This window comes from Agrobacterium radiobacter, from assembly GCF_040801995.1.
Lineage (GTDB): Bacteria > Pseudomonadota > Alphaproteobacteria > Rhizobiales > Rhizobiaceae > Agrobacterium > Agrobacterium radiobacter.
On sequence record NZ_JBEGHX010000001.1, the window covers coordinates 2757458 to 2778519 of the forward strand.

The window sequence follows — 21062 nt, forward strand, 5'->3', positions numbered from 1 at the left end:
TCCGACCAAGTTTCCTTGGGAAGAGGTGCAGATGTTCAGTTTTGAGGCGGGGCGGAGAGACGCGGCAATATCAATACATTACGCATGGTTACCATCCGCCTCGCGGATTTCTGCCATTTAACGCTTCATTCACTAAAACCGCGCATTCTGCGGAGCAATAAGTGCGGGTAGTGAGCAAGGACCAAACGCGTGTCATCCGGAAAACTGGCGAAAATTGTGGTCGGCTTGTCCGTCTTTCTATCAGGTTCGCTGCAGCCGGCTTTTGCTGAGGATGACATATTGCGTGTTTCGATGAATCACGCCCGTGTCCTTCGTCTCGACCGCGCCGTCAGCAAGGTTATTGTCGGCAACTCCAAGGTCGCCGATGCCACGGTTGCCGATGCCACCACGATTGTTCTGACGGGTCGCAGTTTCGGCACGACCAATCTCGTGCTTCTGGATGCCGACGGCAATCCAATCGTGGATGAACGCATTCTCGTCTCTATCGACGAGGGTAATACGGTGCGAGTTTTCCGCCAGACGGAGCGGACCGTTCTGTCCTGTACGCCGAACTGCGAGCAGCATTCGCAAAATAGTGGCGACAAAGACGCTCAGCCGTAACGAAGCATGTCACATCAGAGTTCTGCGCTGTAGAGAGAGGTCTTCCGAAGAGGACGAAGGCCGCTTGTCCCTGAGTGCCTGCAGCTTTTCTGGGAGTAGCTAAAAGCGAAAAAAGCAACACGCTTCCCGGCGTTTGCCGGTCGGCTATATGTTGCTGTTTTTTCGGCTAAGTTCTTGATCTGGCTAAGATCAAAAATGGAATGGTGCCCAGAAGAGGACTCGAACCTCCACACCCTTGCGAGTACCAGCACCTGAAGCTGGCGCGTCTACCAATTCCGCCATCTGGGCGACGGAGAGCGATGTACGAGGGCAGCCGCCCGGTGTCAACAGACTTTTTGAACTTTTATGACGATCATTGATTTTAAAGGGAAAAAACTTGGTTATGGCTGTTGAAACATGTCGCCGGGTCAGGTGTCGAGCCCTTCATGCTTCGTTCTGTCCACATGACCGAGGTCACGCTCCGGGTCGATGATGTCACGGATTCTCTGTTTGAGTTCTTTTGGGCCGGGAAAACCACCATCGCGTTTGCGTTCCCATATGATCGTGCCGTCCACGGAGATCTCGAACAGACCGCCGGTCGAGGGGATGAGGCTGACTTCGCCGATATCGGAAGCGAAGGTCTGCAGGATTTCCTGCGCCATCCAGCCGGCCCGAAGCAGCCAGTTGCACTGCGTGCAATAGCGGATGGTTATGCGGGGTTTGGTCTTGGTCATCCTCAGGTCTCCTTCATCGCCCGGCGACAATAATGTTCACGATAATGTCAACTATAATACTCATGTTTTTACCGGGCGCATGCTTGTTCTTATCATGCGGCTTTGCGAACAGAGAAGCTGTCGAAGGCTGAAACGTGGAGATCCTATGGCCCAGTTCGAGAATAATCGTCAGCGTCTTTTCGTTCCGGCGGTCGCACCGCTTTATAATGCGACGCATGATCTGGTAGAGACCATTCTGCGCGTCACGGCCGGGCTTCTTCTCGTCACCCATGGGTTCGGAAAGATCGTCAATCCTTTTGGTGCTGTCGGCATGGTGGAAAGCCTCGGCTTTTACCCCGGCGTCTTCTGGTCACCGCTGCTTGCCGCCACGGAATTTTTCGGCGGAATTCTGGTCGCTATCGGCCTGTTCACGCGGCCGGCATCCTTCGCGGCCATGATCGTCCTTCTGGTAACGGTTTATTTTCACGGCATCGTAAAGGCGGAAGGTCTGGGCGGGGCGGAAAAGTCGATCCTTTGGGCGGCGATTTTCCTGTTCTTCGCCGTTCGCGGCGGCAACCGGCATTCGGCAGACGCCAAGCTTGCGCGTGAATTCTAGGGCGTATCGCGTCAGATTATCCGCTATTGTCACAATGATGATGTAGCGGCTCTTGAGAATCGATTTTTCTCGTGGTGAAGCTGGATTCGATCGGCATTTCTTGCCGATTGAATCCTTTGTCGTCGCCACGAGGTTTTATGCGCGTTGCAATCATAGAAAATATGGCGGGTACGCCGCATGGGCAGCTCGGCGTCGCGCTGAAAGAAGCGGCGGCGGAAGTCCATATCATCCGCGCCTATGCGGGTGAGCCTCTCCCCAAGGATGCGGCCGATCATGATGCGCTTGTCGTTCTGGGCGGCGAACAGAACGCGCTCGATGATGCGCTTTATCCCTATCTTCCCGATCTTGCCCTTCTCATGAAAGCCTTTGGCGATGCGGGCAAGGCAGTCATGGGCGTCTGCCTTGGCAGCCAGTTGCTGGCGCGCGCCTATGGCGGAGAGAACATTCTCTCCGGCCCGCCGGAGTTCGGCTGGGAAGAGGTGTCCCTGACGGAAGAGGGCGTGTCCGATCCGCTATTGGCTGGGCTGGAAAAGACATTCCCCATTTTTCAGTGGCATTGCGATACATTTACGCTTCCGCCGGACGCCACGCGACTTGCGACCAATGGCGCGACGCGAAACCAGGCCTTTCGCATCGGCCGGGCGGTTTATGGCACACAATTCCATTTCGAAGCCTCCGCTGCCGTGGTTGACGGCTGGTGTCAGACGTTCCCCACTTCCGTCGAAAGAATGTCGCCGGGATGGCTGGAGAATTATCACGACCATCGCAGCTTGCGCGCAGAAATGGCCGATGCAGCCGGGCTGGAAATTGCCCGAGCCTGGGTACGCCTCATCCAGAGCGGCGATTTTCCGTTGCGAAAGTGATCGAGGCCGAACAAAGTTGCAGCGGACGGACTATCGTGCGCAAGGAGGCGCAGAGATCATGTACAAATTCGAAATCTATCAGGACAAGGCCGGCGAATATCGTTTCCGCTTCAAGGCTTCCAACGGCGAAACGATGTTCTCCTCGGAAGGATACCAGGCGAAGGCATCGGCTATTCACGCGATCGAATCGATAAAGAGAAATTCTCCCGGTGCGGACACTGTCGATCTGACCGCCATGACGGCCTGAGCCGCGGCGCCGCGCGAGAACTCGAAGCGTTTCGCCTGCCAGAAATGATGGGCGCATCGACAGGTGCCGACGTAAAGATAAGATTCAGTCTTTTTTGATAATCTTCCGTTAGCATTTGTATTTCGAGGTCTCCGGGCGGCATCAGAGTGCCCCCGATTTGTTTTGCGTACGGGTTCTCATGCGTTCATCGGCTGTGCCAGCACTTCTCTTCGGTTGCCTCCTGCTTGGAGGCTGCACGTCCAGTTCCGGGCCGGAAAGCCTGATGGCCGGCTTGCCTTCGAAGGAAACGACGAGTTCGGTCACGCCATCCGCGCCGGTGCCGCAGGCAGGCGTCGGCACCCAGGCCATCGCCGCCCAGCCGCGGCAGCAAGTTCTGGCATGGGGCGGGCCGGTGCCTGACGAACCCAAGGCCTTTTCCGCCGTCACCCCCAAAGCGTCCTTAACGCAGGATGCGCCTGAAATCCGTTTGCCGGTTCCGCCACAGGCGGCCGGAATGGTGCGGCCGGCGGAGCGCCCCACGATGAACCAGATGGAGCGTCCGGTGCAATTGGCCATGGCGGCGGCCCCGGCGGCAAGCGCCGGTGCTCAGATCCGTTCGCGCATTTTCCGCTCCAGCTTCAGTGATGCCAAGCCCATCAATTTCGGCAGGGTCCAGCCCCGTCATTTCCAGGTCCACGGGGTGGATGTATCCCGCTGGCAGGCCAATATAAACTGGCCGCAGCTGCGCACGCGCGGCGCCAATTTCGCCTTCATCAAGGCGACGGATGGCGGCGATCATCTTGATCCGATGTTCCGTACCAACTGGCAGCGTGCAAAGGAAGCCGGCATTCGCCGTGGCGCCTACCACTTCTTCTACTGGTGCCGCAACGCCAGCGAGCAGGCGGACTGGTTCATTCGCAATGTACCGCGGGATCCGGACGCGCTGCCGCCTGTCATCGACGTGGAATATAACGGCGAATCCAGCTGCAAGATGCGCCATTCCCGCGAACGCGTGCTGGAAAAGATGCGTGTCTTCATGGATAAGCTCGAGCGTCACTACGGCCAGCGGCCGATCATTTATACGGCGCCCGATTTTTACAAGGATAACCTCCAGGGCGAATTCCAGGATTATCCCTTCTGGCTGCGCGCCGTCGCCCAGCATCCGTCGGTGGTTTATCCCGGTCGCAAGTGGCTGTTCTGGCAATATTCGGGTTCTGGCCTGTCGCATGGAGTCGATGGCCGTATCGATCTCAATGTCTTCAATGGCAGCGAAGACGCATGGCATCGCTGGGTGGATCGCCGCTCGAGCTGATGGTCAGCGCGCGAATTTTCGCGCGCCCGCAACACACAGCACCACAACCAGCGTCACGCCGATCATGGCCGGGCTCACTTCCTCATGCAGCAGGGTGGCGGCAAGCGCGAGCCCGAAGAAGGGCTGAAGCAATTGCAGCTGCCCCACGGCGGCGATGCCGCCCAGGGCCAGCCCGCGATACCAGAAGATAAAGCCAATCAGCATGCTGAACAGGGAAACATAGGCAAGGCCAGCCCAGGCCTGCGGGTCTATGCCGGCAAGCGTTTCCGGCCCGGTGAAAATGGCAAGCGGCAGCATCACCGGCAGGGAAAGAACCAGCGCCCAGGAAATGACCTGCCAGCCGCCCAGCTTGCGGGAAAGGGCGGCACCCTCTGCATAACCGAGTCCGCAGACGATGATTGCGCCAAGCATCAGAAGATCGCCGGCAAGTGAGGCCTCGATCCCGGCGGCAAAAGAATTCGAGAGCGAAAAACCCGCAACAAGCGCACTGCCGAGACAGGAAAAGAACCAGAAGACCGGGCGTGGGCGTTCTCCGCCGCGCAGCACCGCAAAGATCGCGGTTGCGAGCGGCAGCAGTCCCACGAAAACGATGGAATGCGCCGAGGTGACATGCCGCAAGGCGAGCGCGGTCAATAGCGGGAAACCCACCACGACACCAAGCGAGACGATGAAAAGCGATGTCAGGTCATGGCGCGCCGGGCGCTTTTGCCTGAACAGAAACAGCAGCGCCAGCGCCAGCAGGCCGGCAATGCTGGCGCGGGCGACGGTGAGGAACACGGGATCGAAACCCGTTACCGCGATGCGCGTCGCGGGCAGCGAACCGCTGAATATCACCACGCCTGTCAGGCCGCTCAGCCAGCCGCTCGTCGTCTTGTCCATCGTCAACTCCTGCGTTTTGCCTTTCTTGATCCCGAATGGCTGGCGGGAACAGCGACAATCATATACAATTTCAACAAACTGTTATGGTTTCATGAGCGTTACGGTTGGAGAGAATAATGGATGGACAGGTCGCTGTTGGCACGCGCATAGAAAAGGTGATGGCAAGCGTTCGGCAACGCATCGCCTCGCGCAGCCTCGTGCCGGGCGCGCGTCTTCCATCGGTGCGGGCTCTGGCGAAGACCATGCAGGTGTCCACCTCCACCATCGTCGAGGCCTACGACCGGCTTGTGGCGGAGGGTACGATAAGCTCGCGCCCCGGCTCCGGTTTTTTCGTTTCAGGTCCGCTTGCACCCCTCTCGCTCGCCGATATCGAGCCGCAGCTCGACAGGGCGGTGGATCCCTTGTGGGTTTCGCGGCAGGCGCTGGATGAAAGTTCCGTTCTCGCCAAACCCGGTTGTGGCTGGCTTCCCGTATCGTGGATGCCGCAGGAGGCATTGAGGCGGGCCATGCGCGGGCTCGCCCGCGCCGACGCCGCCCTGCTGACGGATTATGGCAGCCCGATGGGACTGTTGCCGCTGCGCCAGCTTCTGTCGCGCCGGCTGGCCGAACACGGGGTGCAGGCGGGCGCCAGCCAGATCATGCTCACCGACTCCGGCACGCAGGCGATCGATCTTCTGTGCCGTTTCCTGCTGCAGCCGGGGGATACGGTTGTTGTTGATGACCCCTGTTATTTCAATTTCCACGCCCTCCTGCGGGCGCATCGGGTGAAGATCATCGGCGTACCCTATACGCCAACCGGACCGGATTTAGCGCTGTTCGAACAGGCGCTGAAAGACCATCAGCCCCGTCTTTATATCACCAATTCCGCGATCCATAATCCGACAGGTGCAAGGCTTTCCGCCGTTTCCGCCCATCGGCTGCTGATGCTTGCCGAACAGGTGGGGCTAACCATCATCGAGGATGATATTTTTGCTGATTTCGAAACCCAGGCTGCGCCCCGGCTGGCGGCCTTCGATGGTCTGAACCGTGTCGTCCAGATAGGCAGTTTTTCAAAAACACTGTCGGCCTCCATACGGTGCGGTTTCATTGCAGCACCTGTCGCGTGGGTGGAAGCCCTGACCGATCTCAAGATCGCCACCGCTTTTGGCGGAACGCATTTTTCGGCGGCGCTGGTCCTCTCGCTTTTGACCGACGGCAGTTACCGCAAGCATGTCGAGGCACTCAGGCAGCGTCTTGCGGCGGTAATGCCGGAGGCGGCGTCACGTCTGAAGTCGATTGGATGTGTGCCGTGGATCGAGCCGCAGGCGGGCATGTTTTTGTGGTGCCGCCTGCCGGATGGGAGCGATGCCGCCGATGTTGCGCGCCGGGCGCTTTCGCGGCAGGTGGTGCTAGCCCCCGGCAATGTGTTCAGCTCGTCGCAAAGTGCCTCCGGTTTCATGCGTTTCAATGTGTCGCAAATGGCAGATCCGCAGGTCATGACGGTGCTGGCGGAGGCACTTCAGCAAGGGCCCGAACCTCGTCGGTTGTAGGCGTTCTGGAAGGAATCGGAACAAAATCCCGTGAACGTCGTTTTCTTCGCAGAATGAAGAGGAGGAAATACCATGACATTCGATCCCAACAACCCGCGTCCGGACCGCGATCTTCGTCCGGAAGTGAATATCAGCAATGAACCGCGTGCCCGCACGTCGTCGTCCTGGGTGCCGTGGTTGGCGATCATCGTTGTCGTTCTGGTAGGCGTTTTCGCCTGGTCGCAGATGAGCGGCCCGACCACCGATCCGGCAACGACATCCTCCACCACGCCGCCTGCAGCAACGGATCAGGCACCGGCGCCGATGGCTCCGACCACTCCGGCAACACCGCCTGCGAACAATACCGCACCGGCAAGCCCGACTACCGGCGGCACGCAGACCCAGCCGTAATAGGCTTACTGATAGGATAAAACCGCCTGCCTCCGCGCGGGCGGTTTTTCTTTGCAAGGGCGACCGTCACCCGCCGTTAGAGCCTTTCCATCGCGGAAGGGTCGTTGGAAAGACGGGACCAGCGGCTAATGGACTCCTGTGCCAGTTGCGAGAGGGCAATGCTTCCGAAACGGGACAGCAGAATGTTTTCCGCCTCTTTCATGGCGTCAAAAAGCGCCGTGTTGACGGCCTGTTCGATGACGCAGTTCGGATTGTCGCCTGCCAGCCCGATCGAGAACAGTTCCGGTGCGCCAAGCGCCCGGTAAATATCGAGCAGCGTGATTTCGCTGAGCGGCCGCGCCAGCACCCACCCGCCGCCATGGCCTTTTTCCGACGATACATAACCATGCTCGCGCAAGCCGGCCATGGTTCTGCGCACCACCACCGGATTGGTCTGAAGCATCGCCGCAATGCTCTCGGAGGTCGCGGCGCCCTCATGTTTTTCCATATGGATCAGAATATGCAGCACCCGTGAAAGGCGCGTGTCGTGTCTCATTGCCCAAACCCGTCTGTTTGCATCGACGCTATCACCTTCAAGATGACGTAACAATATAAGTTGCGTGACCATTGACTCCCAAAATCATGTAACAATATAAGTATCGTGAAATGAACGGGCACTTCCGCCTCCTCCTGAAACGATGGGTGCATCATGAAATTCGACGTCATCATTATCGGCGGCAGCTATGCCGGTCTCTCAGCCGCCCTGCAGCTTGGACGCGCCAGAAAAAACATTCTGATGGTGGATGCCGGTGAACGGAGAAACCGTTTCGCCAACCATTCCCACGGTTTTCTCGGCCAGGACGGCAAGGCGCCAGGCGAGATTATCGCCGAGGCGCGCCGCCAGATCGAACGTTACCCGACCATAAAATGGGCCGAAGGCAGGGTGACCGATGCCGAAGGCTCCTTTGGTGGTTTCGCAATCGAGATCGATGGCAACCGCCGTGAGACTGCGGATCGGCTGATCCTCGCCATTGGTGTCACCGATGAATTGCCTGGTATCGCCGGGCTGAAGGAGCGCTGGGGCTCTTCTGTCTTCCATTGCCCCTATTGCCATGGTTACGAGCTCAATCAGGAAAAGATTGGCGTTATCGCCGCTTCACCTTTGGCCATTCACCACGCATTGATGCTTCCGGACTGGGGTGAGACGACCTTTTTCACCAACGGCGTATTCGAGCCGGACGAGGACCAGTATTCGATGCTGACAGCGCGCGGCGTCCGGATGGAAACAACCGGCATCAGGGAAATTGCGGGGCATGCGGATGTCGTCCTGACAGATGGACGCAGCATTGCCTTGGCCGGCCTTTTCACCCAGCCGATATTGCGGATCACCGCCGATTGGATCGAAAAACTCGGCTGTGCGGTGGAGGAGGGGCCGATGGGATCAACCATCGTCACAGACCCGATGAAACAGACTACCACACGCGGCATCTTCGCCTGCGGCGATGTGGCGAGACCCGCCGGCTCGGTCGCCCTTGCGGTGGGCGACGGCGCGATGGCGGGCGCTGCGGCTCACCGGTCGATCCTCTTTCCGGAAATGCTCTAGGGTGAGACGAGGTTCAGCCAGCGGCCCGGAGGCATGCCGAAGGCATTTTTGAAATGCCGGGTGAAATGCGCCTGATCCGCAAAACCGCAGGCAAAGGCCGTTTCGGCAAGACCCGTACCTGCGCGCATCATGTCCTTGCATTTCTGCAGCCGCCGCATGATGAGATAACGGTGCGGGCTCGTGCCGAACAGGCAACGAAAGTGCCGGAAAAGCGTGAAGCGGTCGAGCCCGCTTATCCGTTCCAGTTCTTCAGAACCGACGGTGTCGGCGCTATTCTCCAGCAGATAGTCCCGGCATCGCAAAACGGCGATGCGGTCAATCCGCTTGATGGTTCTGGTGCTTCCGTCTGAATGTTTCCAGAGCAGATCCGCCAGTCTCGATTGCCAGTCGGTGAGAAGTAGATTGTCCGGTTCGCCTTCGAGATTGCCGAGTGCCTCGATGAGGCATTGCCGGAATTCTTCGTCCTCGATGATGGCATTTCGGGCAAAGGGCAGCGCGTTATATCCCGCCTCCGTCGTTTTTTCCGGCGGGAGGTAGAGCATTCGATAGTGCAGGCCCTCGTCAGTGCCCGCGCCGCCATCGTGAACCTCGTCGGGATGCAGGACGATGACATTTCCCGGCATGCTGAAATGCGATGTGCCACGATAGGAAAAGGTCTGGACGCCGGAAAGCGTGACGCCAATCGCATAAGTATCATGGCGATGCGGGGCATAGGCATTGCCGTGAAAACGCGCGTCTATGCGTTCGATGCCCTCGCTGGAGGGCGCCTGCACGATCCCTTCGAATTTGCACGAACGTTCAAGATCGCCGCCGCCCCGAGGCGCTAGGGTCGCTTCTCTTTCGTAACCACAGCCAGATTGAGTTCGCATGTTTGATACCAAGATCGCCGTCATCCTTCGCGATGACCTTGCCGTGTGGCAAAAACTGAACGTTACCGCATTCCTCATGTCCGGGATCGTCGCCCAGACCAAGGAGATCATTGGAGAACCATACCGCGACGGGGCAGGCAACGTCTATAATCCCCTGTCCATCCAGCCTGTCGTCGTCATGGCCACGGATCAGGAGGCGCTGCGCAAAATCCACCAGCGATCCCTCGAGCGCGACGTCACGACATCGCTTTATATCGAGGAAATGTTCGCTACCGGGCACGACGTCGCCAATCGCCAGGTATTTTCGGAGTTTTCTCCTGACAACGCCAAGGTGGTCGGCATGGCGCTGAGGGCCGACAAGAAGATCGTCGACAAGATCACCAAGGGCGCGAAGCTGCACGGGTGATCGGACCCTAAAACGCAAAAGGGAGGCTGTGGGCCTCCCTTCAAGAACGATGGCAAGTGATTGCCGCTTATTCGTCGTTCATCTTCAGAGCGGCGATGAAGGCTTCCTGCGGAATTTCCACCTTGCCGAACTGGCGCATGCGCTTCTTGCCTTCCTTCTGCTTGTCCAGAAGCTTGCGTTTGCGCGTTGCGTCGCCGCCGTAGCACTTCGCCGTCACGTCCTTGCGCAGCGCGCGCACGGTTTCGCGGGCGATGACCTTGCCGCCGATGGCCGCCTGGATCGGGATCTGGAACATGTGCGGCGGAATGAGTTCCTTCAGCTTTTCGCACATGCCGCGTCCGCGCCGGTCTGCCGCCGAGCGGTGAACCAGCATGGACAGCGCATCCACGGGATCGCCATTGACGAGGATCGACATCTTCACGAGGTCGCCTTCGCGGTAGTCGATGATGTTGTAATCGAACGAGGCGTAACCCTTGGAGATGGACTTCAGCCGGTCGTAGAAATCGAACACCACTTCGTTGAGCGGGAGTTCATAGGTGATCATCGCGCGGTTGCCGACATAGGTCAGCTCCGTCTGCAGGCCGCGCCGGTCCTGACAGAGTTTCAGGATGCCGCCGAGATATTCGTCGGGCGTCAGGATCGTCGCCTTGATCCACGGCTCGCGGATTTCCTTGATCTTCACAACGTCGGGCATGTCGGCCGGGTTGTGCAGCTCTTTTTCCGTGCCATCGGTCAGCGTCATTTCATAGACGACCGACGGGGCAGTGGCGACGAGATCGAGATTGAACTCGCGCTCGAGGCGTTCCTGAATGATTTCGAGATGCAGCAGGCCGAGGAAGCCGCAGCGGAAACCGAAGCCGAGGGCGGCGGACGATTCCATTTCGAAGGAGAAGGAAGCATCGTTGAGGCGAAGTTTACCGACCGCTGCGCGCAGGTCTTCGAAGTCGGCCGCATCGACCGGGAAGAGACCGCAGAACACCACGGGCTGTGCTGGCTTGAAGCCGGGCAGGGCCTGCGCCGTCGGGCGCTTGTCGTCGGTGATGGTATCGCCAACGCGCGTATCGGCGACTTCCTTGATCGAGGCGGTGATGAAGCCGATCTCGCCGGGGCCGAGGCTGTCGACATTGACCATCTTCGGGGTGAGCACACCGACGCGCTCGATGCCGTATTTCGCGCCCGAACCCATCATGCGGATCTGCTGACCCTTGCTCAGCACGCCGTCGATGACGCGCACGAGAACCATGACGCCGAGATAGGTGTCGTACCAGCTATCAACCAGCAGCGCCTTCAGCGGCCCGTTTTCACCGACTTCGCTTTTCGGCGGTGGCAGGCGATTGACGATGGCTTCCAGAACATCGGGAATGCCAAGCCCGGTCTTCGCCGAAATCATCACGGCGTCGGACGCATCGATGCCGATCACCTCCTCGATCTGCTCCTTGATGCGGTCGGGTTCGGCCGCCGGCAGGTCGATCTTGTTGAGCACGGTGACCAACTCGTGATTATTGTCGATCGCCTGATAGACGTTCGCCAGCGTCTGGGCTTCGACGCCCTGCGATGCGTCGACCACCAGCAGCGAACCTTCACAGGCCGAAAGCGAGCGGGACACTTCGTAGGCGAAGTCGACGTGGCCGGGCGTGTCGATGAGGTTCAGCACATAGGTCTCGCCGTTATTCGCCTTGTAGTGCAGGCGCACGGTCTGAGCCTTGATGGTGATGCCGCGCTCGCGCTCGATATCCATCGAGTCGAGAACCTGTTCCGACATGTCGCGTTCGGCAAGACCGCCTGTCGACTGGATCAACCGGTCGGCCAGCGTCGATTTGCCGTGATCGATGTGGGCAACGATCGAGAAGTTGCGGATATGGTCCAGGGGCGTGCGGGTCGAATTTGTGCTCATGTCCCGCGCTATAGCAGGGGCTTCTCATGCCGCAAAGCGGGAATTTGGTTAAAAGCCTTTTAAAATGGGCTTTTTAGATCGCAAATTGCTCTGGCCAGTCGCGGCGGGTGGCAACCTGCCCTTCGGTGCGGAGCCTTGCAACGGCGGCAAGATCGATATCGGCGATGAGAAGGCTGCTTTGCGTCACCGCATCACTCTCGCTTTCCGCGATGATGCCGGATGCCGGCATGCCGTAATCCGAAGGCACATAAAGTGCGGCGCGGCCGCGATTTTCATCAACCGCAGGAGACCAAGGGGCCTCGCCCGCGGTGGGAGAGGAGAGGATGGCATATTGGTTTTCCAATGCCCGAGCCTGCGCACCAATCCGCACCCGGTAAGCACCCGCCAGCGTGTCGGTGCAGCTGGGGGCGAGAACGAGTTCGACGCCAAGCTCCGCCAGCCTGCGGCCCAGCATCGGGAACTCGTTGTCGTAACAGATGAGAATGCCGAGCTTGCCGATCGGCGTCTCGAAGGCTTTCAGTCCCTCGACGCCCGCATGAATGTTCCACTGCTCCCGCTCGAAACGGGTCATGATCTGCTTGTCCTGATAACCGATCAGCCCATCCGGGCCGAACAGCCATGCGCGGTTGCGGAACTTGTCGTCCGGGTCCTTTACTGGCGCGCTGCCCGGCTGGAAGAGGATTTGATGTTGCCGCGCCAGTTCCTCGCAAAGCTCCACCCAGGAAGGGATCAACGGCTGTATCTCTTCGATGGAACGATGCAGATCGGAACGCGCGTCGGGTGGCAATTGCCCGGTCAGCGCCATAGCCGAATATTCCGGCAACAGCAGCAGTTCGGCGCCTTTTTCCTTAGCCTCGCGGACGATGGCGGAAAGATGCGCGGCATAAGCCTCCCATGTCTCGATCAGTTCGATGGCATATTGGCTGGCGGCGAGGCGTGTCATTTATCTCCGTCTCCGGCAAGAATGGTCTTCATCCAGAAGGACAGGGGTTTCGGGCTCTCGGTGTTTTCGTCGAGGTCCTGCCATGTGAAGTTGGTGCGCAGTTCAGGGTGATGGTGATAACCGCGCTTTTCCCAGAAGGCATTGAGCGGCACGTAATCCGCCGGCCGGCGGGGATGGTCGGCAGGCCGCTCGACCGCGCAGAAGGTGCAACGGTTAAAGCCGAGCCTCTTTGCATGCGCCTCCCGCTCCTCGAAGAAGCGCACTCCAATGCCGTGACCGCGATAGCCGGGCAGCAGCACGCTTTCACCGAAATAAAATATTCGGTCCGGATCGTAGCCCGCTTCGGCAAACGGTGCTTTCACCTCATCGGTCTCTGCCGCCATCGGCATGCCGGTGGACATGCCGACCACTCTGGCGTCATCGAGCGCCAGCACGAAGACCGCGCCGTCCGTATCGGCATAGGTCGCGAGATATTTGCGTTCATAATCCAGCGAACCGTCGTAGAGATAGGGAAAAGCGCGAAACACCTCGATCCGCAGGCGCGCGAGATCATCGAAATAGGGTGTGGCGTCAATGCCGGAAAGAGACTTGATTTCGACGGTCATGGGCATTTCACTTTCGGTTGCACTGGTTATACCGTCATGGAAAACCCGCGCAAGCATTGAACGGAGAAGACGATGACCGCTGCCGACACCATCCGCGCCTATTACGAAGCCTTCAACCGTCAGGACATGGATGCCTTTCTGGCGCTCCTTCATGACGAGGTGGTGCACGACATCAATCAGGGCGAGCGTCAGACCGGCAAGGCCGCCTTCGCCTCCTTCATGGACCATATGAACCGCTGCTATAAGGAAAACCTCACCGAGATGGTCATCATGGCGAGTGATGACGGTAAGCGGGCTTCCGCCGAATTCATCGTCAATGGCGAATATCTCAAGACAGATGAGGGATTGCCCGAGGCGAATGGTCAGACATATGTGCTGCCGGCCGGCGCCTTTTTCGACCTGAAGGACGGAAAAGTTAGCCGAGTAACGAACTACTATAATCTGAACGACTGGATTGCCCAGGTCGGCGCTTAAGGCGTGATTTCTCGCCCGCAATCGGCGGGCAAGAGATAATCCTGGTTTCCATTATCATGGATATTGACTCCATCATATGAGAATGCAATTCTCGTGTGATGGAAAACGAAGATCATATTCTTGAGCGCTCGATCGGTGAGCGGATCAAAACATTGCGGGCTGAAAACGGCCTGACGCTGGACAGGCTTGCGTCCGAATCCGGCGTCAGCCGCGCCATGATTTCCCGCATCGAGCGCGGGGAGGCGAGCCCAACCGCGTCGCTGCTTGCCCGCATCTGCGCAGCCCTTGGTCTGTCGCTCTCAGGCTTTTTCGCCGAAAACGAAGAGGCTGTTTCCCCGCTGGTGAGAAAGCGTGACCAGCGGGTCTGGAAAGATCCCGAGACAGGCTATGTCCGCCGCGCCATTTCCCCGCCGCGTGTGGGTTCCGATGTCGATATCGTCGAAGTCGAATTTCCGGCTGGCGCGCGGGTCGGTTTTCCGCCGCATGCGGCAAGCCGGGGGATGACGCAATATGTCTGGCTTTTCGAAGGTGTGCTGGAAATGACAAGCGGCGGAGACGTTCACCGGCTGGAGCCCGGCGATTGCCTTTTCATGCCGGTGGGAGAAGGGCACGTCTTCCACAATCCTTCCGAAAAACCTGCCCGTTACGCCGTCGTGCTGGATCAAAGACAGCGCTGATTTCCCTACAGGAGTTCTTATGGCCACTATCCGCGTGTTGAACCGGGAAGAGACGATCGATGCCCTGCCTGAACTCTGCGAAGTCCTCGCCGCCTGCGTGAACGGCGGCGCGTCCGTCGGCTTCATGTTGCCCTTTTCCCCACAGGATGCTGAACCCTTCTGGCGATCCGTGGCGGAAACGACAGGCGAGGGTGCGACCATTCATGTGGCGGCGGAGGTGGATGGCAAGGTGGTGGGCACCGTGCAGGTCGGTCTTGCCTCGAAGCCCAATCAGCCGCATCGCGGTGATCTGATGAAGCTTCTCGTGCACCCATCCGCACGCGGCCTCGGACTTGCCCGTATGCTCATGCAAAAGGTGGAGGAGGAGGCGGTAAAACGTGGCCGTACCCTTCTGGTTCTGGATACGGCCACGGGTAGCGATGCCGAGGCGATTTATCCTCGTCTTGGCTGGGAGCGGGTCGGCGTCATTCCCGATTACGCCCTGTTCCCGGATGGACGCTTTTGCGGCACCACCCTGTTCTACAAGCGGATCGGCTAGTCTTTTCAGACTTCCGTTTCACTGGCCCGGCTTCAGCGTACGGTTGAAGGCGGTAACAATCATCGCCTCCAATTGTGCGTGAATATCGGCGCGGTCCCGTGGTCCGGCCGGCTCGCAGATCGGGTCGCGCTCGCCGATGGATTTGAGGAACGCATCGGCATCCGGCTTGCACAGCGGCAGGAAGCTGAAATGATTGGCGTCATCCACCTGCTGGTAGGTCGCGCCGGGTACTTCGTCCGCGAGTTTATCCGCAAGCACAGCCGCGGGAATTTTGCCCTTGCTGCCGAGATTGATGAAGGTCAGCGGAATATCGATCTCTTTCAGACTGTTCGGTTTGAAGGCCAGCGCCAGGCCCGGATCGATCAGTACGGCGGAACGGATGCGGGGATCACGGTTCTGCTGCTCGAAACGGGCCTTGTCGAGGGTTCTGAGGTCAAGCTTCGGCACGTTGACCGGCTCATTATCGAGATAACCCCGGCCGCCAGCAAACCATTGGCAATCCATCGTCGTGGCATGGTCTTCGCAATAGCGCGCATAGGCATCGAGATCGGCGCGCGCACCCGCAATCTCCATCGCCGCGCTGCCGCCCAGCGAAAAGCCGAGAACGCCGATCCTCTTCGTGTCGATCGCATTCGACCATTTGCCCTCTGCCGCCAGGGCCGTAACGATCGTGGAGAGATCGTCCGTTCGCTCCCAGATTTTCGGCGTATCGGCGGGCGTGGAATCGCCGCTGGTGGTGCCGGGATGGTTGGTTCCGGCGACAATGAAACCTTCGCTCGCAAGCTTTGCGGCGATCCATGCCATACCGGACACTCTTGAACCCGAGCCGTGGGACAGAAGTACAAGCGGCAGGCGACCCGGTTTCACCGCGCCATCCTTGAACACGGGCGTGCCTTGAAAAATCCGGTCCTCGCCGGAAAGCGTCTGTGTGCCCTTTCCGTCGGATGGATACCAGACAGTGACGGCAAGGTCCTTGCCGCGTGCCGGCGAATGGATGGTGGTTTCGCTGGCGCCAACCACCTCGCCCGCAAAAACAGGCTGGGTGACGAGAGCGGAAAACAGTATGGTCGTGATGGTGCTGATAGGGCGCATGAAAACCTCGTGCGGTTGGGAAGAACGGGGTTCAATCTGCGCCGCCACATATTTTTCGCGTCCTTGATCACGTTAAAGGTCGTCCCGAAACGCGATCTGGTCCATGAACTGGCAATATAAGTCGTTGTGTTCCGGGGATATCATTCGTGCTGTTCATTCCGCTGCCTTTCGTCGTGGCGCTTCTGCTGGTCGTCATGTTCATTGTTTTCCTTCGAGGTGGAGACGATGTGCGGACCAACCGGGCCTTTCTGGCGCTGATCGTGCTTTGTGCCGTGCAATCCGTCCTTGTCGGCCTGCGCTGGGGGTATGGCGTCATCGAAACGCGTTATGTTCTGCCGATCCTCGCAGCCTGCCTGCCGCCGCTTGTCTACATTGCTTTTCGCGGACTGATGGGAGTGGGGGCGGAAAGCAGGAGAGCGATGCTCGCCAATCTCGTCCTGTCGCCTTTGCTCATCGTCATCATGGAAGTCACCTTGCCGATGGCGATCGATCTTGCACTGATCGTCATCTTCGTCGGCCACGCCGTCGCCCTGCTTCTTCTTGGCAGAAAAGGGCCGGATGGGCTGGATGAGGCGCAATTCGCCAGCGTCGCCTCCGCGCACCGGGCGCTGATTATCGCCGCATTAGCCCTGTGCGTTTCCGCCCTGTTCGATCTTCTGGTGTTTTTCGATTTCGAATGGGCGCACGGGCAAAATGTTGCAGCGCTCGTCAGCAATGCCAATCTTTTCGGACTGTTGTTGATTGGCCTCATGGCTGCGTTGGCCGGTGAAAGCAAAGCACCACAAACGGCCATGGATCCGGTCGCGGAATTGCCGCCGCCGCCGGAGCCATCCGAGCAGGACCGGGACATCATTGCAAGGGTCGATCGGCTGATGGCGGCGCAGGCGCTTTACCGTGATGAGAACCTCAACCTGTCGCGGCTTGCAAGACGCCTCGGGCTGCCGAGCCGGCAGATATCAGGCGCGATCAATCGCTCGCTCGGCGTCAATGTCTCGCAATATGTCAATCAGTTGCGCATCCGCGAAGCCTGCCGGCTGCTTGAGGAAACGGAGCAATCGGTAACCGCGATCATGTTGTCCTCGGGCTTTCAGACCAAATCCAACTTCAACCGCGAATTTCGCCGCGTCACCGGCATGAGCCCTGTCGACTGGCGGGAGCGTGAAGTGTGGAAACTGGTCTCACCAAACAAAACGGCCACCCGGCAGATGCCGGATGACCGTTTGAAGATCGTCGGGAAATGATGGGGATCAGAGCGTGCCGTTGCGCTGCTGGATCATCATGTAGGTGTCATAGGTATATTCGGCGATCTGCGCCCAGAGATAAGCGTCCTTCTTGAAGGCCTGCTGGCTTTCGTAGATCTTCTTGAAGCTCTCGTTCTTGGCCGAAATCTCCGCATAGGTGTCCTGCGCGGCCTTGTGGCAGACATCGAGGATTTCCTGGCTGAAGGGGCGCAGGATAGCGCCCTGCGCCACGAGTTCCTTCAGCGCCTTCGGATTGCGCGCATCGTAGCGTTCCAGCATGCTGGCGCTGCCGGCGGCGCAGGCGTCTTTCAGGATGCGCTTGTAATTCTCGGGCAGCTCATTGAACTTCTGCAGATTCACGAAGGCATGAACGGCCGGGCCGCCTTCCCACCATGCGGGGTAGTAGTAATATTTTGCGACCTTGTAGAAACCGAGCTTCTGGTCGTCATAGGGGCCGACAAATTCGGTGGCGTCGATCGTGCCCTTTTCCAGCGCGGCATAGACATCGCCGCCGGCGATCTGCTGCGGTGTCACGCCAACCTTCTGCATGACCTGGCCGGTGAGGCCGGCGATACGCATCTTCAGGCCTTTGAGGTCGTCGATGGTGTTGATTTCCTTACGGAACCAGCCGCCCATCTGGGCACCGGTATTGCCGAGCAGGATCGAGTAGATATTGTGCTGGGCAAGGAATTCATTGAGCAGCTCGTTGCCACCGGCCTGGTTGAACCAGGCATTCGTCTGGCGTGCGTTAAGGCCGAAGGGAACCGACGTTCCGAGCGCAAAGGTCGGATCCTTGCCGACGTAATAATAGGAGCAGGTATGCGCCATTTCGACGGTTCCGGCCGTCACCGCATCCGCTGCCTGCAGCGCCGGCACGATTTCACCGCCGGCGAAATGCTGAATGACGAAGTTGCCGCCGGAGGCTTCCTTGACATGATCTGCGACGATCTGGCCCGCGCCGAAAAGAATGTCGAGGCCCTTGGTGAAGGACGACGTCATGCGCCAGGTGATCTTGGGGTTTTCCTGTGCAATGGCCGGAGCGGCCAGCGCCGTTGCGGTAACACCGGCGCCAACGGCGCCCGCCTTGCGGATAAATGATCTGCGATCCATGTCGATAAGCCCTGATATGTCTGCATATTACAGGCGAACCGCACGGTACGCCTCCCGTCGGCTACTAAACATTTATCCCTGCGGCCATCAAGAGGAAATGTTTGAAACTTGCGTGATCTTACGCACGGCTTGGCAATTGTTGCTTGTACCGGCCTTTCGCTGTTCGGCGCGGCTGCGGCTAAGGCATGCTGCGCTTTAAGGCCGGGTCATCCATTGCGGGATTGTAAAACAGCGAAAGCGTCAGGCTTCTGGCGATGCGTCGCGCCATTTCCATGAACCAGTCATGTGCCTCTTTGCTCGGCGCAATATCATCAAGCGTGGCGGAAAACAGCGTGAGCCACTGCGGAAAAAGCTCCGCCGACATGCCTTTTACCCCGAGATGGGCCTGCACGGGCTTGCCGCCATAACCGCCATTCTTGAAGGCGACGGCCGTCCAGAACTGTTTCATCCTGGCCATATGCTCCGGCCAGCGCCCGGCGAGTCGCGCATCAAAAACCGGGCCAAGCGTGGAGTGTTCAAGAACGCGGCCGTAGAATGTTTCCACCAGCAGGTCGATGAAACCGGCATCCACGCCGATTTCCGCCATGGCCTTTTCCGCCCTGTCCTGAATTTCCGCGCTGTGGGCGGCTCTCGCCGCAACGTCTTCCTGCATGGTGCTTCCTTTTCCGCGAATTTACCCCGCTGCGAGGCGGCCTGCAATGCGACCCTTTGCCTTATTAGAATTATTCTAAGATGACTTGATCTCGGCGCAGGGCGGATGTATTTAGAATTATTCTAAAAAGGTTTCAGCCATGTTTCGCAGTCTTTTTTCCCTGTCCAAACGCCCCTTTTCCTCCCTCGGCGAACAGGAAATCCTCGCACTCGCCATTTCGTCCGAAGAAGACGATTCCCGCATCTATCGTTCCTATGCCGATCACCTGCGCGCGCAATATCCGCAATCGGCCAAAGTCTTCGACGATATGGCGGAGGTCGAGCAGCAGCATCGAAATGTCCTGATCGACATGCATCGTCGCCGTTTCGGAGAGACGATCCCGCTGATCCGTCGCGAACACGTGCGTGGTTTTTACGAGCGCACACCAGACTGGCTCGTGAAGAACCTGTCGCTCGAGAAAATCCGTGCCCAGGCCGAATTGATGGAAGCACAGGCGATCCGTTTTTACGATGAGGCCGTCAAGCGCACCAGCGATGCCTCTACGCGCAAGTTGCTCGGCGATCTGGCCGAGGCGGAGCGGGGTCACGAAGAGATCGCGCAAATGCTGGAAGAAAAACATCTCGATGAAGATGGCAAGACCGAAGAGGCGGAAACCGCAAAGCGGCAGTTTCTTCTGACCTATGTGCAGCCGGGTCTTGCGGGATTGATGGATGGCTCCGTCTCGACGCTCGCGCCGATCTTTGCGGCCGCCTTCGCCACGCAGGATACCTGGCAGACTTTCCTGATCGGCCTTTCAGCCTCCGTCGGCGCTGGTATCTCCATGGGCTTCACCGAGGCGGCCCATGATGACGGCAAGCTTTCGGGTCGCGGTTCTCCGGTAAAGCGGGGTCTGGCCTCGGGCATCATGACGGCCATCGGCGGTCTCGGCCATGCCTTACCCTATCTCATCCCGCATTTCTGGACAGCAACGGCGATTGCGGCCGTCGTCGTTTTCGTGGAACTCTGGGCCATCGCCTTCATTCAGAACCGCTTCATGGAAACGCCGTTCCTGCGCGCGGTGTTTCAGGTGGTCCTCGGCGGCTCATTGGTGCTGGCGGCCGGCATTATCATCGGCAACGGATGAAAAAAGAAAGAGCCCGCGATGGCGGGCTCTCAATCTGTCAAACGTGGGCCAAGCGTCAGCGTAATGCGCCAACCAGAACGTCGCGACCATCTTCGATGGAGACCCAACGGCCCGTATTGAAGGACGCCTGCCGCTTCAGATAGGTATAGTTAGTATCGGTCCAGAGCTTCACATCGTCGGTGAGGTTGTCGAGAATATAGTCGCCATCAGTGGTGCGAAGCGTCAGCACCGCATGGCCTTCACCATCCGGTTTACGCACGACGGTGATCAGCAGATCGGCAACGGAAAAACCGCGCTCGACCAGTTTCTTACGCTTCAGCAGCACGAAATCTTCGCAGTCACCGGCGGTCGTCGGATATTCCCAGACTTCGTCCTTGCCGTAGATTTCCTGGTCGGTCATCGCCACGATCGTGGTGTTGACGGACGTATTGACCTCGCGAATGACATCCCAGCCATAATCTGTGACGCGCGGGGGCGGTGTCGCCTTGCTGCGAATATTGCATTCGTCGGCGTATTTCTGACAGAACTCGTAATGTCCGATCGGCTGAGACGTGATCCCGCCCGTCACCATGGAAGGGCTTCCTTTGATTTCCGCCATGGCGGAGGCAGCAGTCATTAGCCCGGCAGCAACTGCAAACAGCAGAGCACGCGCCAGCGGTGCGTTCATCATGAAACCCGTCCCTTAATTCTTAACGAAAAGTTAAGAGGGATAGGGGGTTTGAGTCAATCTCTAGCAATCGGCGATGCGC

Annotated in this window: 25 protein-coding genes and 1 tRNA gene; 14 read left to right on the plus strand and 12 right to left on the minus strand. The window is 58.8% G+C overall.

All coding sequences use genetic code 11. The features are described from left to right. The first annotated feature begins 189 nt into the window (after positions 1-189). Positions 190-600: a pilus assembly protein N-terminal domain-containing protein gene (locus MRBLRC7O_RS13500; RefSeq protein ID WP_020812471.1), complete on the plus strand. Its 411-nt coding sequence runs from the start codon at positions 190-192 to the stop codon at positions 598-600. 201 nt (positions 601-801) lie between these two features. Here the strand turns inward: MRBLRC7O_RS13500 and MRBLRC7O_RS13505 are convergent. Further along, positions 802-888: transfer RNA gene (locus MRBLRC7O_RS13505), tRNA-Leu, on the minus strand. 119 nt (positions 889-1007) lie between these two features. Further along, a complete protein-coding gene (locus MRBLRC7O_RS13510; RefSeq protein ID WP_003507408.1) occupies positions 1008-1313 on the minus strand; it encodes an Rdx family protein in 306 nt (101 codons plus the stop codon). A 145-nt stretch (positions 1314-1458) separates the two neighbouring features. Between MRBLRC7O_RS13510 and MRBLRC7O_RS13515 the strand changes: the two genes are divergently transcribed. From MRBLRC7O_RS13515 to MRBLRC7O_RS13530, 4 genes are all read left to right on the plus strand, one after another. Beyond that, entirely contained in the window at positions 1459-1908 is a 450-nt protein-coding gene (locus tag MRBLRC7O_RS13515) for a DoxX family protein (protein WP_003524478.1), read from the plus strand. A gap of 137 nt (positions 1909-2045) precedes the next feature. Then, positions 2046-2771 carry a type 1 glutamine amidotransferase gene (locus MRBLRC7O_RS13520; protein WP_020812472.1) on the plus strand — a complete coding sequence of 242 codons (726 nt, stop codon included), beginning with the start codon at positions 2046-2048 and terminating at the stop codon, positions 2769-2771. 58 nt (positions 2772-2829) lie between these two features. After that, complete coding sequence (locus MRBLRC7O_RS13525) at positions 2830-3018, plus strand: YegP family protein (protein WP_003507411.1); 189 nt, start codon at positions 2830-2832, stop codon at positions 3016-3018. Between the two features lie 178 nt (positions 3019-3196). After that, a complete protein-coding gene (locus MRBLRC7O_RS13530) occupies positions 3197-4309 on the plus strand; it encodes a glycoside hydrolase family 25 protein (RefSeq protein WP_020812473.1) in 1113 nt (370 codons plus the stop codon). Between the two features lie 3 nt (positions 4310-4312). Here MRBLRC7O_RS13530 and MRBLRC7O_RS13535 read toward each other — a convergent pair whose 3' ends face one another. Further along, positions 4313-5188 (minus strand): DMT family transporter, encoded by an 876-nt coding sequence (locus tag MRBLRC7O_RS13535; RefSeq protein WP_003507413.1) that lies wholly within the window; start codon positions 5186-5188, stop codon positions 4313-4315. A gap of 116 nt (positions 5189-5304) precedes the next feature. Here MRBLRC7O_RS13535 and MRBLRC7O_RS13540 point away from each other — a divergent pair, with 116 nt between their 5' ends. Together MRBLRC7O_RS13540 and MRBLRC7O_RS13545 are read left to right on the plus strand one after the other, a co-directional pair. Further along, the gene (locus MRBLRC7O_RS13540) at positions 5305-6717 is read left to right on the plus strand and encodes an aminotransferase-like domain-containing protein (RefSeq protein WP_003507414.1); all 1413 of its coding nucleotides are present in this window, start codon (positions 5305-5307) and stop codon (positions 6715-6717) included. Between the two features lie 72 nt (positions 6718-6789). Then, complete coding sequence (locus MRBLRC7O_RS13545; protein ID WP_003507415.1) at positions 6790-7107, plus strand: hypothetical protein; 318 nt, start codon at positions 6790-6792, stop codon at positions 7105-7107. A gap of 76 nt (positions 7108-7183) precedes the next feature. On the opposite strand, the gene MRBLRC7O_RS13550 is transcribed toward MRBLRC7O_RS13545, so the two are convergent. After that, a complete protein-coding gene (locus tag MRBLRC7O_RS13550; protein ID WP_003507420.1) occupies positions 7184-7642 on the minus strand; it encodes an Rrf2 family transcriptional regulator in 459 nt (152 codons plus the stop codon). 153 nt (positions 7643-7795) lie between these two features. On the opposite strand from MRBLRC7O_RS13550, the gene MRBLRC7O_RS13555 reads away from it, so the two are divergent. Then, positions 7796-8689 carry an NAD(P)/FAD-dependent oxidoreductase gene (locus tag MRBLRC7O_RS13555; RefSeq protein WP_003507424.1) on the plus strand — a complete coding sequence of 298 codons (894 nt, stop codon included), beginning with the start codon at positions 7796-7798 and terminating at the stop codon, positions 8687-8689. Here MRBLRC7O_RS13555 and MRBLRC7O_RS13560 read toward each other — a convergent pair. Next, positions 8686-9462 carry an AraC family transcriptional regulator gene (locus MRBLRC7O_RS13560; protein ID WP_003507426.1) on the minus strand — a complete coding sequence of 259 codons (777 nt, stop codon included), beginning with the start codon at positions 9460-9462 and terminating at the stop codon, positions 8686-8688. The genes MRBLRC7O_RS13555 and MRBLRC7O_RS13560 overlap by 4 nt on opposite strands. Before the next feature lie 94 nt (positions 9463-9556). On the opposite strand from MRBLRC7O_RS13560, the gene MRBLRC7O_RS13565 reads away from it, so the two are divergent. After that, positions 9557-9964, plus strand: a complete 408-nt coding sequence (locus MRBLRC7O_RS13565; RefSeq protein WP_003507428.1) for a DUF2000 family protein — start codon at positions 9557-9559, stop codon at positions 9962-9964. A 67-nt stretch (positions 9965-10031) separates the two neighbouring features. Here MRBLRC7O_RS13565 and lepA read toward each other — a convergent pair whose 3' ends face one another. From lepA to MRBLRC7O_RS13580, 3 genes are all read right to left on the minus strand, one after another. Next, positions 10032-11870 (minus strand): translation elongation factor 4, encoded by a 1839-nt coding sequence (lepA, locus tag MRBLRC7O_RS13570; RefSeq protein WP_035213098.1) that lies wholly within the window; start codon positions 11868-11870, stop codon positions 10032-10034. A gap of 61 nt (positions 11871-11931) precedes the next feature. Further along, positions 11932-12801, minus strand: a complete 870-nt coding sequence (locus MRBLRC7O_RS13575; RefSeq protein WP_020812478.1) for a carbon-nitrogen hydrolase family protein — start codon at positions 12799-12801, stop codon at positions 11932-11934. Beyond that, positions 12798-13406, minus strand: coding sequence for a GNAT family N-acetyltransferase (locus MRBLRC7O_RS13580; protein ID WP_020812479.1), 609 nt, complete (start codon positions 13404-13406; stop codon positions 12798-12800). Before MRBLRC7O_RS13580 ends, MRBLRC7O_RS13575 begins: the two co-directional genes overlap by 4 nt. A gap of 72 nt (positions 13407-13478) precedes the next feature. Between MRBLRC7O_RS13580 and MRBLRC7O_RS13585 the strand changes: the two genes are divergently transcribed. The 3 genes from MRBLRC7O_RS13585 to MRBLRC7O_RS13595 all read left to right on the plus strand — a co-directional run bounded on the left by MRBLRC7O_RS13585 (position 13479) and on the right by MRBLRC7O_RS13595 (position 15095). Next, complete coding sequence (locus tag MRBLRC7O_RS13585) at positions 13479-13880, plus strand: ketosteroid isomerase-related protein (RefSeq protein WP_080865737.1); 402 nt, start codon at positions 13479-13481, stop codon at positions 13878-13880. 98 nt (positions 13881-13978) lie between these two features. Continuing rightward, entirely contained in the window at positions 13979-14557 is a 579-nt protein-coding gene (locus MRBLRC7O_RS13590; RefSeq protein ID WP_162996174.1) for a helix-turn-helix domain-containing protein, read from the plus strand. 19 nt (positions 14558-14576) lie between these two features. Continuing rightward, positions 14577-15095 carry a GNAT family N-acetyltransferase gene (locus MRBLRC7O_RS13595; protein ID WP_080865742.1) on the plus strand — a complete coding sequence of 173 codons (519 nt, stop codon included), beginning with the start codon at positions 14577-14579 and terminating at the stop codon, positions 15093-15095. Positions 15096-15113: 18 nt separating this feature from the next. Here MRBLRC7O_RS13595 and MRBLRC7O_RS13600 read toward each other — a convergent pair whose 3' ends face one another. Next, the gene (locus MRBLRC7O_RS13600) at positions 15114-16187 is read right to left on the minus strand and encodes an alpha/beta hydrolase family protein (protein WP_080866509.1); all 1074 of its coding nucleotides are present in this window, start codon (positions 16185-16187) and stop codon (positions 15114-15116) included. Positions 16188-16333: 146 nt separating this feature from the next. Here MRBLRC7O_RS13600 and MRBLRC7O_RS13605 point away from each other — a divergent pair, with 146 nt between their 5' ends. Beyond that, positions 16334-17428, plus strand: a complete 1095-nt coding sequence (locus MRBLRC7O_RS13605) for a helix-turn-helix domain-containing protein (protein WP_162686220.1) — start codon at positions 16334-16336, stop codon at positions 17426-17428. A gap of 6 nt (positions 17429-17434) precedes the next feature. Here MRBLRC7O_RS13605 and MRBLRC7O_RS13610 read toward each other — a convergent pair whose 3' ends face one another. Together MRBLRC7O_RS13610 and MRBLRC7O_RS13615 are read right to left on the minus strand one after the other, a co-directional pair. Then, the gene (locus tag MRBLRC7O_RS13610; protein ID WP_003507447.1) at positions 17435-18538 is read right to left on the minus strand and encodes a TRAP transporter substrate-binding protein; all 1104 of its coding nucleotides are present in this window, start codon (positions 18536-18538) and stop codon (positions 17435-17437) included. Between the two features lie 178 nt (positions 18539-18716). Further along, complete coding sequence (locus MRBLRC7O_RS13615; RefSeq protein WP_111784758.1) at positions 18717-19190, minus strand: group III truncated hemoglobin; 474 nt, start codon at positions 19188-19190, stop codon at positions 18717-18719. Positions 19191-19329: 139 nt separating this feature from the next. On the opposite strand from MRBLRC7O_RS13615, the gene mbfA reads away from it, so the two are divergent. Further along, on the plus strand, positions 19330-20313 hold the full coding sequence (gene mbfA / locus MRBLRC7O_RS13620; protein WP_003507456.1) for an iron exporter MbfA: 984 nt from the start codon (positions 19330-19332) through the stop codon (positions 20311-20313). A 55-nt stretch (positions 20314-20368) separates the two neighbouring features. Here mbfA and MRBLRC7O_RS13625 read toward each other — a convergent pair whose 3' ends face one another. Then, complete coding sequence (locus tag MRBLRC7O_RS13625; protein ID WP_003507458.1) at positions 20369-20983, minus strand: transglutaminase-like cysteine peptidase; 615 nt, start codon at positions 20981-20983, stop codon at positions 20369-20371. Positions 20984-21062: the final 79 nt, after the last annotated feature.